Origin of the sequence: Micromonospora sp. NPDC050200, assembly GCF_040656135.1 — a bacterium.
In the GTDB taxonomy this organism is placed as follows: Bacteria; Actinomycetota; Actinomycetes; order Mycobacteriales; family Micromonosporaceae; genus Micromonospora.
The window spans coordinates 185,942-200,067 of record NZ_JBFALG010000003.1; the positions used below are offsets into that span (position 1 = coordinate 185,942).

The window sequence follows — 14,126 nt, forward strand, 5'->3', positions numbered from 1 at the left end:
CCACCCCGTGCCGTCACTCCAGGCCCACCCGCTCCGGGCGGGCGGAGGCGGAGCCGAGCCAGGTGTGCGGGTTGCCGTTCCAGCACCAGCCGAGCTTCGGCGCGCCCTGGCTGATCCAGAGCGCTGGCACCCGCTTGTCCCCGCAGCGCGACCCGACCAGCGAGAAGCACCGGTTGCTGGCCAGCGCGGCCGGGAAGTGGGTGATGAAGGCGATCCCCTCGTCGATGGTGAGCGGCAGCCGCTCCTGGGCGGCCATCCCCTCCAGCGCGGCGGCGGGCGCCAGGTTGCGGAACTCCTCGCCCCGGTCGACGTCAAAGAGCAGGTAGGCCGGCCCGGCCGGGGCCTCCAGCTCCTTGATCGGGTCGAATTTCGGCAGGTCGTCGAGGGGGAAGTTCCGGTCGAGGAAGCCGGGCTTGCGCTTGCCGGTCAGCGTGGTGAGCGCCAGCCGGTCGGGCACCGGGACCAGTTCGCGGGTGGCCACCAGCAGGAACGGCACCCGGGCCTCGGTCGGGGCGGGCAGTCCGGCCGTCCCGGTCACGGCGGCGGCGCGCAGCGGGGCGAGCAGGTCGCGGAAGGCGGCTTCGGAGCGCCCGGCGAGGGCCGGGTAGCCCAGGCGGATCAGCCCGTCGAGCTGGCGGTCGAAGTCGGCGGCGGGGTCGAACACGGTCACGATGGCCTCCCGGGGGTCGTAGGGCCTACCGTACAGTGTACGACAATGCCGAGTTATTCCCCGCTCAGCGATTCCAGTCCTGCTTCGCCGCCCGGACCAGCTTGTCCTTCAGCTCGCGGGTGTGCCGCCGGCTCACCGGCAGTTCGGTCGCGTCGATCACCACCACGTAGCCAGAGTTGACCAGCCGCAGCTCGGCGATGAGCCGCAACTGCACCAGGAAGGAGCGGTGGATCCGGACGAACCCGGCGTCCGCCCAGCGTTCGGCGAGCGTCGCCAGCGACACCCGGACCAGATGCGAGCCGTCGGCGGTGTGCAGCCGGGCGTAGTCGCCCTGCGCCTCCACCCAGCGCACCGCCGAACGGGGCAGCATCCGGGTCGTCCCGGCCAGCTCGATCGGGATGGTCGGGTCCTCCTCCGCCCGCGCCAGGGCCGCCGGGTGCGACGGCACCACCCGGGAACCGATCACCCGACGCAGCGACTCGGCCAGCCGGTCGGCGCGTACCGGCTTGCGGACGTAGTCGGTGGCGCCCAGGTCGAAGGCGTCCACCGCGCCGTCGTCGTACGCGGTGACGAAGACGATCGCCGGGGGCCGGGCGAACCGGCGCAGCACCCGGGCCAGCTCCATCCCGTCCAGGCCGGGCATCCGGATGTCCAGGAAGACCACGTCCACGTCGGCGTCGCGGAGCACCCGCAGCGCCTCGGTGGCGTCGCCCGCCGTGTGCAGCCGGGCCACCCGGGGATCGGCCCGCAGGTGGTACGCCAACTCGTCCAGCGCCGGCGGCTCGTCGTCGACCGCCAGCACCCGGAGAAATCCGGATGCGTTCACTCCGCTGATCCGGTCCGTTCGCTCGCTGCGCTCGCTCACGATCCCGCCCGTACGCCCGGGTGGAACTTCGGCACCCGCAGGCTCACCTTCGTACCCGAGCCGGGGCCGGTCTCGACGACCAGGCCGAACCGGTCCCCGAAGACCGACCGGAGCCGCTCGTCGACGTTGGAGAGGCCGACGTGCTGGCCTGCGTCGTCGGTCGGGTCGCTGCCGGCCCGGGCCAGCTCCGCGATCCCCGCGGTCAGCGTGGCCGGATCCATCCCCACTCCGTCGTCCTCCACGGTGATGTGACACTCCGCGCCCGCGTCCCGGGCCTCGATGCTCACCATGCCGGTGCCGGGCTTGCGGGACAACCCGTGCCGTACGGCGTTCTCCACCAGCGGTTGCAGGCAGAGGAACGGCAGCGTCACCGGCAGCACCTCCGGGGCGATCTGCAACCGCACCTGCAACCGGTCGCCGAACCGGGCCCGCTCGATGGTCAGGTAGCGGTCGATGGAGCGCAGCTCCTCGGCCAGCGTGGTGAACTCGCCGTGCGCCCGGAACGAGTACCGGGTGAACTCGGCGAACTCCAGGATCAGCTCCCGGGCCCGTTCCGGGTCGGTGCGGACGAACGAGCCGATCGCGGTCAGCGCGTTGTAGATGAAGTGCGGGCTGATCTGGGCGCGCAGGGCCCGGATCTCCGCCCGGGCCAGCCGCTCCCGGGACGAGTCCAGCTCGGCCAGAGCGAGCTGGTTGCCGGCCCAGTGCGCGGTCTCCAGGGTGGCCTGCACCAGCCCGGGCGCGGGTGGGGCGTCGGCGACCGCCACCAGCGCCCCGACCACCCGACCCTCCGCGTTCAGCGGCGCGAGCACCGCCCCGCGTACCGGGCAGTCCACCCGGTCGCAGTGCAGCTCCGACTCGCCGAGCACGGTCGACCGGCCCGCCTCCACCGTCCGCCGGGCCGCCGCGAGCAGCTGGTCGCCGTGGTGCGCGCCGCGCCCGTCCAGGGCGAGCAGCGCGTCCCGGTCAGTGAGCGCCAGCCCGGCCGCCCCCACCAGGGTCCGCAGATGGCGTACGGCCTTCGCCGCACCCGCCGGGTTCAGGCCGGCGCGCAGCGGCTCGGCGGCGAGGCCGGCGGTGTGCAGCACCTCGTAGGTGGCCCGCTGGGTGGCGGTGGCGATGCCCCGCCGGCCGCGCAGCCGCAGCACCGCCCAGAGCGCGGCGGCCAGCGCCGTGATCAGCGAGACGACGCCGACGACGGCGGAGAGGTTGCCACTCACGCAGCGATCCTGGCCCCTGCGGGCCGCCACGCCAAGCCCCTGGTCGTGCCCGGCCGACAGGGTGGTGCTGGCGGGAGGCTCAGCCGGGCCCGCGCCGGGCGGGCTTCAGGACGCGCTGTCGAAATCGACCTCCTTGGTCGCCACCGTCCCGGCCGTCCGCCCCGGCGCCGTCTGGTACGTCCAGTACAGGTTCGTGTGCGCGATGACCTGGTCCGGCGGCGGCGCCCCCCATTCCGACTGGTCCTCGGTGGTGTGGGCGTCGCTGACGAGGGTCGCGTCGTACCCCCGGACGAGCGCGCCGTGCAGGGTCGAGCGGATGCACGCGTCGGTCTGTGCGCCGACGACGACGAGTCGCCCGACCCCGAGGCCCGACAGCACGGCCTCCAGGGTGGTCTCCTCGAAAGAGTCGCCGTAGGTCTTCTCGACCAGTGGCTCGGCGTCGCCCGGAGTCAGCTCGGGGACGATCCGCCAGTTGTCGCTCCCCCGGGCGAGCTGCTTGTCGGAGTGCTGGACCCAGACGACGGGGACCCCGTCCCGCCGCGCCTTCTCGACGAGGCTGCCGACGTTCGCGACGACCGCGTCTCGTTGGTGAGCCCCCGCGACGACGCCGTTCTGGACGTCGACGACGAGGAGTGCGCGGTTCGGCCGGTTTTCGAGTGTGGTCATGTCTCCCTCACCCACGGTGGGCTGCTGTGTCCGCCCACGGTAGGCCCGCCCACCGACAGAAAGGCCGGGGGGAAAGAGTCAGTACGCGCCCTTGCGGGCCAGCACCACGCCCACCGTTCGCCACAGGATGCTCAGGTCGTACGCCAGCGACCAGTTGTCGACGTAGTAGAGGTCCAGCCGGACCGCCTCGTCCCAGGAGAGGTCGGAGCGGCCGGAGACCTGCCACAGCCCGGTCATGCCCGGCCGGACCAGCAGCCGGCGCCGCACGTCGCCCAGGAAGTCGCCGTCGTCGGCGGGCAGCGGACGCGGCCCGACCAGCGACATCTCCCCCCACAGCACGTTGATCAGCTGGGGCAGTTCGTCCAGCGAGGAGGCGCGCAGGAAGTTGCCCACCGGGAAGACCCGCGGGTCCTGCTTCATCTTGAACAGCATGCCGTCGGTCTCGTTCTGGTCGACCAGGCCGGCCAGCCGCTCCTCGGCGTCGACGTACATGGTCCGGAACTTCCAGACCCGGAAGGTACGGCCCTCGTGGCCCACCCGGGGTTGCCGGAAGAAGACCGGCCCGGGGTCGGAGATCCGGATCGCGAGGGCGATGGCCGCGAAGACCGGCGCGAGCACCAGCAGGCCCAGCCCGGCGGCGACCCGGTCCATCAGGTTCTTGATCAGCAGCGCCGGGCCCGACAGGGTCGGCTCCTCGACGTGCAGCAGCGGCAGGCCCTCGATCGGGCGGATGTGCACCCGGGGACCGGCGATGTCGGTCAGCTGCGGGGCGACCACCAGGTCGACGCCGGAGCCCTCCAGCTGCCAGGCCAGCCGGCGCAGCTCGCCCGGCTCGGCGCTGGCCGACCCGCAGACCGCGATGGTGTCGCCGCCGACCTCGCGGACCAGGGCGAGGACGTCCCGGCCGGCGTACACCGGGACCGGGGTCTCGATGCCGCGGGCGGCGGCGTACCCGTCGGTGATGTGGATGGCGACCGGCACCAGGCCGGCGCTCGGGTTGCGGGTGACCGCGGTGTAGACCTCCAGCGCCTCCGGCAGGGTGCCGACCAGCACCATCCGGTGCCCGGCGTGGCCGGCGCGGCTGCGGACGGTGTGCAGCACGAACCGGGCGGTCAGCCGCCCGAGCAGGATCAGTACCAACGCCCCGAGCAGGGCGAAACCGACCGTCCAGCGGGAGAGGTCGGTCTTCGTGGCGAAGGCGATGAAGGAGACCGTCGCGGCCACCGAGACGCCGCCCCGGATCGCCCGCTTGAACTCGTCCGGCCCGAGCCCCAGGTAGCGCCGGTCATAGGCCCGGTTGCCCCAGAGGATGACCACCCAGCCGAGCGGCAGCAGCAGGAACGCCACCGTGTAGAACCAGGTGGGGTCTTCCTGGGCCTTGTAGAAACCCGCCCGCGCCTGGCCGAAGGCCTCCTGGGCGAACCAGTCCGCCAGCACCACGGCGGCGAAGTCGAGCAGCAGCAGGGCGACGGTGTACGGGCGATGCCAGCGCGAAACCCGGCGACGGGCCCTCGCCCACGCCGACCTGGGTACGCCGTTGTGCGACGGCGGTGTCGGCGGCTGGATCTCGAAGCTGTCGACGTGCCGCACGAGTTTGCTCCGGCCTGTGTTGGTTACCGGGCGCTGGAGGCTTGTCGTCACCTCACCCATGTCCTCCCGCATGACACGCGCCGCTCACTCGCCGTGAGGGGCCCGGGTCGCCCACCGTTCCAGTCTCCCACGCTGCCAGAGGGCCGGACGCTGACCCGAGGGACATTGCGTCTGGTGTTGCCAGCGGGGATCCGGCCGACTCCACGTCAGTTTTCGAAGCCGGGGACCGAGCCACTATACCGATGGATGGCAGCCCCGGTAGAGGCGCGGACGGGGAGCTTCCACCCGCCCGGGACGATTCCTCTCCGTAACCACCGAGTGTTGTTACTCACCGTACGAGGCGGGACAACCGACGGTCAGCGAGGGGCCTGCCGCCGGTCTGGCAGGTCGGGCAGTACTGGAGGCTCGAATCGGCGAAGGACACCTCCCGCACCAGGTCGCCACAGACCGGACAGGGCAGGCCGGTCCGGGCGTGCACCTTCAGCCCGGAGCGCTTCTCGCCCTTCAGTTCCGCCGCCCGCTGCCCCATGGAGCGGCGGACCGCGTCGCCGAGCACCGCCCGGGTCGCCACGTGCAGCGCGGCGATCTGGTCGTCGGTGAGCCGCTCGGTGATCGCGAACGGCGACAGCTTCGCGGCGTGCAGGATCTCGTCGGAGTACGCGTTGCCGACCCCGGCGAGCACCGCCTGGTCGGTCAGCACCCCCTTGACCTGTCCCCGCCGGCTGCGCAGCCGCTCGGCGAAGGTCGCCCGGTCGGCCCCGAGCGCGTCGGGGCCCAGCTTCGCCACCCCGGGCACCTGCGCCGGATCGGTCACCAGGTACGCGGCCAGCTTCTTCTGGGTGCCCGCCTCGGTCAGGTCGAAGCCGGAGCCGTCGTCGAGGCGTACCCGCAGGGCGATCGGGCCCTTGCCGGGCCGCAGCGGGGCGGTCGATGCGAACGCCTCCCGGTAGTGCAGCCAGCCCGCCCGGGCCAGGTGCACCACCAGGTGCAGGCCGCCGTCGACGACCACGTCGAGGAACTTTCCGTGCCGGCGGGCGTCCACCACCGCCCGGGCCGACAGCGCCGAGGGCGCCGGGTCGTACGTCTTCAGGGCGCTGATCGCGGCGACCTCGACCCGGTCGACCCGCCGCCCCACCGCGCGCTCACGCAGGTGACCCGCGAGCGCCTCCACCTCCGGTAGTTCGGGCACGGTCCAACGGTAGCCTTCTTTCCCGTGAGAATCGTGGTGGCACACAACCGATACCGGGAAGCCCAGCCCTCCGGCGAGAACACGATCGTCGACTCGGAGATCGCCCAGCTCACCGCCGCCGGCGTCGAGGTGCTGCCGTTCATCCGCAGCTCGGACGAGATCCCGTCGATGTCGAAGACGGCCAAGGCGCTGCTGCCGATCTCCCCGATCTACGCCCCGCGCGCCCAGGACGACCTGGCCCGGCTGCTCACCGAGCACCGCCCCGACGTGCTGCACCTGCACAACCCGTACCCGCTGCTCTCGCCCTGGGTGGTGCGGACCGCGCACCGACACGGCGTGCCGGTGGTGCAGACGGTGCACAACTACCGGCAGGTCTGCTCCTCCGGGATCTATTTCCGGGACGGGATGATCTGCCAGGACTGCAGGGGCCGGGCGCTCGGCGTGCCGGCGGTCGTGCACCGCTGCTACCGCAACTCCCGGGCGCAGAGCGCGCTGATGGCGACCACCCTGGCCGTGCACCGGGGGACCTGGCGCTCGGTCGACCGGTTCATCGCGTTGACCTCGGCGATCGCCGACCACCTGCGCGACTACGGCATCCCGGACGAGCGGATCGTGGTCAAGCCCAACTCCGTGCCCGACCCGGGCCGGCCGGCTCCGCTCGGGGACGGATTCCTCTACATGGCCCGGCTCACCCCGGAGAAGGGCGTCGACCTGCTGCTGGAGGCGTGGCGCCGGCACCCGGTGGGCACGTTGGGCACGCTGCGCGTCGCCGGGGACGGCGAGCTGCGGCCGTTGGTCGAGGCGGCGGCCGCCGAGCGCGCCGACGTGGTCTACCTGGGCCAGCTCGACCGGGCCGGGGTACGCGCCGCGGTCGAGGAGAGCGCGGTGGTGATCGCCGCATCGATGTGGCACGACGTCCTGCCGACCGTGATCATCGAGGCGCTGGCCAGCGGTCGGCCGGTGCTCGGCACCGCGCTCGGCGGCATCCCGTACCTGGTCGGGGCGGACGCCCCGCACGAGCCCGCCGGCACCGGGCCGGCCGCCGTCACGTCCTCCGTCGCCGGGCAGGGTCTGGCGCCGCTGCCGGCCGGCGTGGTCACCGGCACCGCCGGTTGGGTGGTGCCCCCCGAGCCAGCCGCGATGGCCGCCGCCCTCCCGGTCGCGAGGGCCGGCGCCGCCGCGCGCTCCGCCCCGGCCCGGCTCCGCTACGAGCAGACCTTCCACCCCGACGTGGTCACCAAGCGCCTCCTCGACATCTACGCCGACGTCGCCCGCCGCTGACCCTGACCCCCGCCCACGGCCCCACGGCCCACGGCCCCACGGCCCACGGCCCACGGCCCACGGTGGCAGCACGACACGTGCAGACGCTTTGGACCTGATGACGTGAACGAATCAGGCGGCCCGGCGAGCCATGATTCGTCTACGTCATCAGCTCCAAAGCGTGCGGAGCGGGTATGCCTGCCAGGCTCCGGCCGCCGTCCCGTCCGTCGCGGACCCCCACCGCGCCGAGCGCCGAGCGCCGGGGCCGACCGTCGGGCGCCCGGCGTGGGTCAGCGGAGGGAGGCGCGGGCGGAAAAGGCGATGCTGGCCAGCAGGAAGCCGCCGTTGACGATGGTGAAGGCGACCACCAACCAGAAGGTGAGGGCGGGGGCGACCATCAGCACCAGCGCGGCCACGAAGATCACCGCGCCGTAGTCGCGGACCAGCTTCACCAGGCGTACCGGCAGCGACGTCGAGGTGACCATGCTGGCGGCGTTCGGGCCGGACTGCATCACCGAGGTCACCAGGTTGACCATCCAGGTGCCGGCGAAGACCGCGACCAGCCAGGTCGGCGTCGCCGGCCGCTGCGCCACGACGGTCGCCGCCAGGGCGGCCACCAGCGCGATCTGGGCGGCCACGTCGCAGAGCACGTCCACCCGGGCGCCCGCCGCGCTGCCCTGCCCGGCCACCCGGGCCAGCTGCCCGTCGGCGCAGTCCAGCGCGTACGCGACCTGCCAGCCGACCAGCGCGGCCAGCCCGACCACCCAGGCCGGCACGTCGCCGGCGGCGACCCGACCGGCGAGCGCCACCACGGTCACCGAGGTGGCCAGCCCGAGCACCAGGTTGGTGATGCTCAGCGCGGTCGGGCGCAGGCCGAGGCGCTGGGCGACCAGCGCGAAGACCGCGCCGAGCCACTGGCTGACCGACTCGCTGAACAGGCCCCCACCCCGGTTGACCCGGTGGAAGTCGGCGACGGTGGGGCGGGACGGCTCAGCCAAGGTGGTCGCGGAGTGCATCGGCGTAGTCTGCCAGCCGCTCCCGCGTCTCGGTAGGTGACATCGCCAGGTGTTCGAGGATGGTGTACCGGTCCGGGCGGGTGCGCGGCGCGAACTGCACCGCCTCCACGAACTGGTCGTCGGTGAGCCCCAGGTCGGCCGGGGTGGTGGCGAGACCGTGCCGGTGCAGGCAGCGGGCGAGTTGCCGGAACCGCTCCGGGTCGTCGCGAAGGAAGGTGCAGAACAGCGCGCCGAGCCCGACCTGCTCGCCGTGCGAGCCGGTGCCGGGGTAGAGCCGGTCGATGGCGTGCGAGATCTCGTGGTCGCCACCACTGACGGGGCGGGTCGACCCGGTTACTGAACTCGCGATTCCACCGAGGATCAGTGCCTCGGCAAGCGTGGTGAGGAAACCGTCGTCGGTGATCTTGCCAGGGTGGTTGATCAACGCCTCGGCGCCGGTTCGGGCGAGGGTCACCGCCAGCCCGTCGATCGGCTCGCCGCGGACCTCGTGGCCCAGTTCCCAGTCGGCGCAGGAGTTGAGGTTGCTGACCGCGTCGCCGATGCCGGCCTGGGTCTGCCGGTCCGGGCCGCTCTCCACGAAGTCCAGGTCCACGATCACCGCGATCGGGATGTGCACCCCATAGGAGCCCTTGCCGCCCTCGTGGTCGAGCGAGGCGGTCGGCGAGGCGATGCCGTCGTTGGCCAGACTGGTCGCCACCGTCACCATCGGGATGCCGAAGCGGGTGGCGGCGTACTTGGCGGTGTCGATGGTCTTGCCACCACCGATGCCGACCACCGCGTCGTAGGAGCGGGACCGGAGCCGGTCACCGAGTTCGTTCGCCGCGTCGATGGTGCCGCCGGCGACGGTGAACACGTCGGCCGCGCCGAGCGACGGCCGGATCAGCTCGGCGATCTGCTCGCCCTGCCCGGGCCCCACCACCACGGCCACATCGCCGCCGGCGGAGATCCGCCCGTCGGCGAGGATCGTTCCGAGGTCCGCCACCGCGCCCCGCCGCACGTCGATGTGCAGCGGGGTCAGCACGCTACGGGCTAGTAGCGGCACGCGATCTCCCACGCCCGGGCCAGGTCGGCGTGGTTGTCGACCTCGACCCAGGAGACGTCGCCGATCGGCGCCGCCCGCACTTCGCCGCCCCGGTCGGAGAACTCCTGGTAGCCGTCCTCGTAGTAGAGGTTCGGGTCGCGCCGCCAGGTCGCCTCCAGGGCGTCGGCGAGCGCGTCGGCCACCTGCGGCTCGATCAGCGTCGCGCCGATGTACTCCCCGTACGCCTCGCCCGGGTCCATCACCTTGGTGATCCGGGTCAGCTGGCCGGCGGCGTCGAAGGTGGTCTTCATCTCCTCCTCGGCCAGCGGCTTGATGTTGTCGATAGCCAGGAGGATGCCCGGGCCGCGCTCGGCGAGCAGGGTCTTCTCCACGCTCACCGGGTGCACGGTGTCGCCGTTGACCAGCAGCACACCCCGGGCGAAGTGCTCCCGGGCCAGCCAGAGCGAGTACGCGTTGTTCCACTCCTCGGCCTTGTCGTTGTGTACGAGGGTGAGCTTCACGCCGTAGCGCTGCTCCAGCGCCGCCTGGCGCGCGACCACCGCCTCGGCGGCGTACCCGACCACGATCACGACCTCGGTGAGCCCGACCTCGGCGAGGTTGCGCAGCGCGATGTCAAGGATGGTGGTCTCACCGTCCACCGGCACCAGCGCCTTGGGCAGGGTGTCGGTGTACGGGCGCAGTCGGCGCCCCGCACCGGCCGCGAGCACCATCCCGATCATGCCGGGTCCTCCCTCGTACGACTCCAGGTCACCGTGGAGGATAGCGCCGCGTGACGGTGGGGCTGCCGCCAACCGTGGCTTCAGCCGGGCAGGGCGGCCAGGTCGGCCAGCACCGCCAGCCGCTCCTCGGCGGTGAGCGCCGCGTACGGGCTGGCCGCGCGGCGGTCGGTCTCCAGCTCGATCGCCCGGCGTTCCGGCCCCTCCGGCAGCTCGCTGACGCTCGACGCGGGGTGCCCGGCGGCGGTCCACGCGGCGGCGTGCGCGTCGGCCCGGTGGTAACGCAGCGGGCCGAGCCGGTTCAGCAGGAGCACCCCGGGCGGCGTGCCGTCCGGCGTGGCGAGCCGGGTGCGGAACTCGACCAGGAAGCCGGTGGCGGCCGGCCCGCCGTACCGCTGGCTCAGTTCGGCCGCCGCCGCCGTCGCGGCCGGCGGGCATGCTCGGGGGACCGGCGCCGGGAGCAGAGGCGGCCGTCATCGGCGCAGCGGAGAGGCTCGGTGGGCACGTCTCGACAGTAGCGAGCGGGAACCGCCCGCGCCGATGCCCGGTCTTGTCCTGATCTGCCGCGTGGGCCCACCATGTGGGTACCGGGTGCCGCCGTCCCAAAGAGGTGATGCGTGATGCAGGTTCGGGAAGCTATGTCCAGCCAGGTGCTCATTGTCGGCCCGGAGCACACGCTCCGTCAGGCCGCCCAGATGATGTCGGCCCGCCGGGTCGGCTCGGCGGTGGTGATCGACCCGGACTCCGAAGGGGTCGGGATCATGACCGAACGTGACGTGCTCAACGCGATCGGGGCCGGGCTGGACTGCGACGTGGAACGGACCAGGGCGCACGTGAGCTGGGACGTCGTCTACGCCGGTCCGGAATGGACGGTGGAGGAGGCCGCCGCGGCGATGGCCCGGGGCGGCTTCCGCCACCTGGTGGTGCTCGACGGTCGGGAGGTGGCCGGGGTGATCTCCGTGCGTGACCTGATGCGGGTCTGGTCGCAGCAGCGGCTCACGGTGGGCTGAGTCCCGGCCGGGGGGTCGCCCGCACCTGTCCGGGTGGCCCCCGACCGGCCGGAACGACCCGTCGACGAGAGCCCGACTCACGTCCGACGATGGATCGTCTGCCCGCATGTTGAACTTGGCGTGTATGCCGGTCGGACCGGCCGGGGCAGGCCCTAGGCTCGTGCGCATGACCGCCGAGCAGTTGATCTCGTTCGCCCGTGGAGCTCCCTCGCTGGACATCGTGGATGTCGAGGGTCTCAAGGCAGCCGCCGTCCGCGCCTTCGACGCCGATCCCGCCGGGATCACGGCGTACGGCACCTCCGTCGGGTACCCGCCCCTGCGGAATTGGATCGCCCAGAAGCACGGTGTCGAGGCGGATCAGGTGCTGCTCACCAACGGCTCGCTCCAGGCGGACGCGTTCCTCTTCGACCACCTGGTCCGCCGGGGCGACGCGGTGGTGGTGGAGCGCCCCACGTACGACCGGACCCTGCTCAACCTCCAGCGGATGGGCGGCGAGATCCACGGCGTCTCGATCCAGCCGGACGGCCTGGACACCGCCGAGCTGCGCAAGCTGCTGGAGTCCGGGGTGCGGCCCCGGCTGGCGCACGTCATCCCGAACTACCAGAACCCGGCCGGCGTGACGCTCTCCCTGGAGAAGCGCCGCGAGCTGCTCGACCTGGCCGCCGAGTACGAGTTCACGATCTTCGAGGACGACCCGTACGCCGACATCCGGTTCCGGGGCGAGGCGCTGCCGTCGATGCTCTCGCTGGACACCCGCAACGTGGTGGTGCACGCCTCCAGCTTCACCAAGACGGTCTGCCCGGGCGTCCGGGTCGGCTACCTGGTCGGGCCGGTGGACCTGATCGCCGACATCGCCAAGAAGGCGACCAGCCTCTACATTTCGCCCGGCATGGTCTCCGAGGCGATCGTGCACCAGTTCTGCGTCTCCGGGGACATCGAGCGGTCGATCGAGACCGTGTCGACCGCCCTCGGCGAGCGGGCCCGGGTGCTCGCCGAGTCGCTGCGCCGGCACCTTCCCGAGGCCAGCTTCGTCGAGCCGGACGGCGGCTACTTCCTCTGGGTGGAGTTCCCGGCGGACGTGGACGTGGCCCGGCTCGCCCCGGCTGCCGCCGAGCGGGGCGTCTCCGTGGTCAAGGGCAGCGACTTCATGATCGACGGCGGGCAGCACGCGCTCCGGCTGGCCTTCTCCGCCGTCAAGGCGGACCGGATCGACGAGGGCGTGCGCCGGCTCGCGGAGGCCGTTGCCGCCGTCCGCGGCTGAATTTCTGTCGGGTTTCCGACAATCTGGGGATGCCGGCCGGCTCGGGGCACCCCTCGGGCCGGCCGGCGGCCCACAATGCTCCGAGCGTCGCTCACCTGCCCACGGGCGGCCCGACCACCGGTCGCGCCGCCCGTACGCGCGCGACGCCGCCCAGCATCACCCCCCGCCCCACCGGCGCCGGGTGGGCCGTGTCGCCCCTCACCCCCCTGAACGCGGCACGGCCCCCCGGCGCCACCCCCCACGATCTTGCGGTAGGGGCGGAACGGGTCGAACCGGCAACCACGCCGGCCCGACCGTGAGAGGTGGACGGCGGCCGGTCGGCGACGGGCAGGGCTGCCGGTGGGGGCGTAGCCTGCAAGCCGCAGCAGCGTGGGGAGGGGGACGCCATGACGGACCGGATCCAGCCGGAGCAGCCGGCCAGCCAGCACGCCGGGCGGGTGCTCCGCCCACGGGCCTGGGCGGCACCGGTCCGGGCGATGTCCCGCATCCTCAACGCCGACGGCTCCCCCCGCATCCCGGCCCCCGCCGGGCCGGAGCGCAGCGGCGTGGTCGACTGCGGCCTCTACGTCGACGGGAAGCGTCAGCCCGGCCAGTGGCACTACGCCGACGCCCTGTCGGCCGCCCGCCGGGAGCGCAACGCCTTCGTCTGGCTCGGCCTGCACGAGCCGGAGCTGGCCGAGATGACCGCCATCGCCGAGACGTACGGCCTGCACGAGCTGGCGGTGGAGGATGCGGTCAAGGCCCAGCAGCGCCCCAAGCTGGAGCGCTTCGGCGACGTCAGCTTCCTGGTGCTGCGCACGGCCCGCTACTGCGAACACGCGGAGCTGACCGAGAACTCCGAGGTGGTCGAGACCGGTCAGGTGATGCTCTTCATCGGGCCGAACTTCCTGATCAGCGTCCGGCACGGCGACGCCTGCCGGCTCGCCCCGGTCCGGGCCGACCTGGAGGCCAGGCGGGAACTGCTGGAGCACGGCCCGTGGGCCGTCGCGTACGCGGTCACCGACCGGGTGGTGGACCTCTACCTGGAGGTGGCCGACCAGCTGGAGGACGACCTGGACGTGCTGGAGGCCGACGTCTTCGATCGGCAGGGCAGCGGCCGGATCCAGCGGATCTACCAGATGAAGCGGGAGCTGGTGGAGTTCAAGCGGGCGGTGATGCCGCTGCAACGGCCGCTGCTGACCCTCACCGCGCAGGTCAACCGGGAGGTGCCGCAGGAGGTGCAGCGCTACTTCCGGGACGTGCTGGACCACCTCAGCCGCACCGTCGAGCAGGTCAACTCCTACGACGACCTGCTCAACTCGATCCTCCAGGCGCGACTGGCGCAGGTCACCGTCGACCAGAACAACGACATGCGCAAGATCGCCGCCTGGGCCGCCATCGCCGCGGTCTGGACGGCGATCGCCGGCATCTACGGGATGAACTTCGAGAACATGCCGGAGCTGCGGATGACCTACGGCTATCCGGTCGTGCTCGCCCTGATGCTCGCCATCTCGCTCGCGCTGTACCGCTGGTTCCGCCGCAACGGCTGGCTCTGACCCCGACCCGCGTCCGCCGGCGGTACCTCGGACCCGCCGGTGCCGCGGCCGACCCGGACCCGCCGGCGGCACCCCGACCGACCCCG

The 14,126-nt window shown here is 72.7% G+C and carries 14 protein-coding genes; 4 read left to right on the forward strand and 10 right to left on the reverse strand.

The annotated features are described in order from the left end of the window. Positions 1 to 13: 13 nt before the first annotated feature. The 6 genes from AB0I41_RS03880 to AB0I41_RS03905 form a co-directional block, all read right to left on the reverse strand. A complete protein-coding gene (locus AB0I41_RS03880; RefSeq protein ID WP_357101511.1) occupies positions 14 to 670 on the reverse strand; it encodes a DUF5701 family protein in 657 nt (218 codons plus the stop codon). Between the two features lie 64 nt (positions 671 to 734). Further along, a complete protein-coding gene (locus AB0I41_RS03885; RefSeq protein ID WP_357101641.1) occupies positions 735 to 1,496 on the reverse strand; it encodes a LytTR family DNA-binding domain-containing protein in 762 nt (253 codons plus the stop codon). Positions 1,497 to 1,531: 35 nt separating this feature from the next. Further along, on the reverse strand, positions 1,532 to 2,755 hold the full coding sequence (locus tag AB0I41_RS03890) for a histidine kinase (protein ID WP_357101513.1): 1,224 nt from the start codon (positions 2,753 to 2,755) through the stop codon (positions 1,532 to 1,534). Positions 2,756 to 2,860: 105 nt separating this feature from the next. Continuing rightward, positions 2,861 to 3,421: a cysteine hydrolase family protein gene (locus AB0I41_RS03895; protein ID WP_357101515.1), complete on the reverse strand. Its 561-nt coding sequence runs from the start codon at positions 3,419 to 3,421 to the stop codon at positions 2,861 to 2,863. 78 nt (positions 3,422 to 3,499) lie between these two features. Next, on the reverse strand, positions 3,500 to 5,071 hold the full coding sequence (locus AB0I41_RS03900) for a sugar transferase (RefSeq protein WP_357101643.1): 1,572 nt from the start codon (positions 5,069 to 5,071) through the stop codon (positions 3,500 to 3,502). A 268-nt stretch (positions 5,072 to 5,339) separates the two neighbouring features. Next, the gene (locus AB0I41_RS03905; protein WP_357101517.1) at positions 5,340 to 6,200 is read right to left on the reverse strand and encodes a DNA-formamidopyrimidine glycosylase family protein; all 861 of its coding nucleotides are present in this window, start codon (positions 6,198 to 6,200) and stop codon (positions 5,340 to 5,342) included. A gap of 24 nt (positions 6,201 to 6,224) precedes the next feature. Here AB0I41_RS03905 and AB0I41_RS03910 point away from each other — a divergent pair, with 24 nt between their 5' ends. Further along, on the forward strand, positions 6,225 to 7,481 hold the full coding sequence (locus AB0I41_RS03910) for a glycosyltransferase (protein ID WP_357101519.1): 1,257 nt from the start codon (positions 6,225 to 6,227) through the stop codon (positions 7,479 to 7,481). Between the two features lie 269 nt (positions 7,482 to 7,750). On the opposite strand, the gene AB0I41_RS03915 is transcribed toward AB0I41_RS03910, so the two are convergent. The 4 genes from AB0I41_RS03915 to AB0I41_RS03930 form a co-directional block, all read right to left on the reverse strand. Beyond that, complete coding sequence (locus AB0I41_RS03915; protein ID WP_357101521.1) at positions 7,751 to 8,476, reverse strand: CDP-alcohol phosphatidyltransferase family protein; 726 nt, start codon at positions 8,474 to 8,476, stop codon at positions 7,751 to 7,753. Further along, positions 8,451 to 9,518: an iron-containing alcohol dehydrogenase family protein gene (locus tag AB0I41_RS03920; protein ID WP_357101523.1), complete on the reverse strand. Its 1,068-nt coding sequence runs from the start codon at positions 9,516 to 9,518 to the stop codon at positions 8,451 to 8,453. Before AB0I41_RS03920 ends, AB0I41_RS03915 begins: the two co-directional genes overlap by 26 nt. Beyond that, positions 9,506 to 10,237: a phosphocholine cytidylyltransferase family protein gene (locus AB0I41_RS03925; protein ID WP_357101525.1), complete on the reverse strand. Its 732-nt coding sequence runs from the start codon at positions 10,235 to 10,237 to the stop codon at positions 9,506 to 9,508. The genes AB0I41_RS03920 and AB0I41_RS03925 overlap by 13 nt, the downstream gene beginning before the upstream one ends. An 80-nt stretch (positions 10,238 to 10,317) precedes the next feature. Then, entirely contained in the window at positions 10,318 to 10,548 is a 231-nt protein-coding gene (locus AB0I41_RS03930) for a hypothetical protein (RefSeq protein ID WP_357101527.1), read from the reverse strand. A gap of 306 nt (positions 10,549 to 10,854) precedes the next feature. Between AB0I41_RS03930 and AB0I41_RS03935 the strand changes: the two genes are divergently transcribed. From AB0I41_RS03935 to corA, 3 genes are all read left to right on the forward strand, one after another. Then, positions 10,855 to 11,244: a CBS domain-containing protein gene (locus tag AB0I41_RS03935; protein WP_357101529.1), complete on the forward strand. Its 390-nt coding sequence runs from the start codon at positions 10,855 to 10,857 to the stop codon at positions 11,242 to 11,244. A gap of 166 nt (positions 11,245 to 11,410) precedes the next feature. Then, positions 11,411 to 12,505: a PLP-dependent aminotransferase family protein gene (locus AB0I41_RS03940; protein WP_357101531.1), complete on the forward strand. Its 1,095-nt coding sequence runs from the start codon at positions 11,411 to 11,413 to the stop codon at positions 12,503 to 12,505. Positions 12,506 to 12,981: 476 nt separating this feature from the next. Then, positions 12,982 to 14,040 carry a magnesium/cobalt transporter CorA gene (corA, locus tag AB0I41_RS03945; RefSeq protein ID WP_357101645.1) on the forward strand — a complete coding sequence of 353 codons (1,059 nt, stop codon included), beginning with the start codon at positions 12,982 to 12,984 and terminating at the stop codon, positions 14,038 to 14,040. Positions 14,041 to 14,126: the final 86 nt, after the last annotated feature.

Coding starts and splice junctions, on each gene's coding strand:
- corA (WP_357101645.1), top strand. CDS start 12,982: ATGTCCCGCATCCTCAACGCCGACGGCTCCCCCCGCATCCCGGCCCCC.
- AB0I41_RS03895 (WP_357101515.1), bottom strand. CDS start 3,421: ATGACCACACTCGAAAACCGGCCGAACCGCGCACTCCTCGTCGTCGAC.
- AB0I41_RS03925 (WP_357101525.1), bottom strand. CDS start 10,237: ATGATCGGGATGGTGCTCGCGGCCGGTGCGGGGCGCCGACTGCGCCCG.
- AB0I41_RS03940 (WP_357101531.1), top strand. CDS start 11,411: ATGACCGCCGAGCAGTTGATCTCGTTCGCCCGTGGAGCTCCCTCGCTG.
- AB0I41_RS03915 (WP_357101521.1), bottom strand. CDS start 8,476: ATGCACTCCGCGACCACCTTGGCTGAGCCGTCCCGCCCCACCGTCGCC.
- AB0I41_RS03935 (WP_357101529.1), top strand. CDS start 10,855: ATGCAGGTTCGGGAAGCTATGTCCAGCCAGGTGCTCATTGTCGGCCCG.
- AB0I41_RS03900 (WP_357101643.1), bottom strand. CDS start 5,071: ATGGGTGAGGTGACGACAAGCCTCCAGCGCCCGGTAACCAACACAGGC.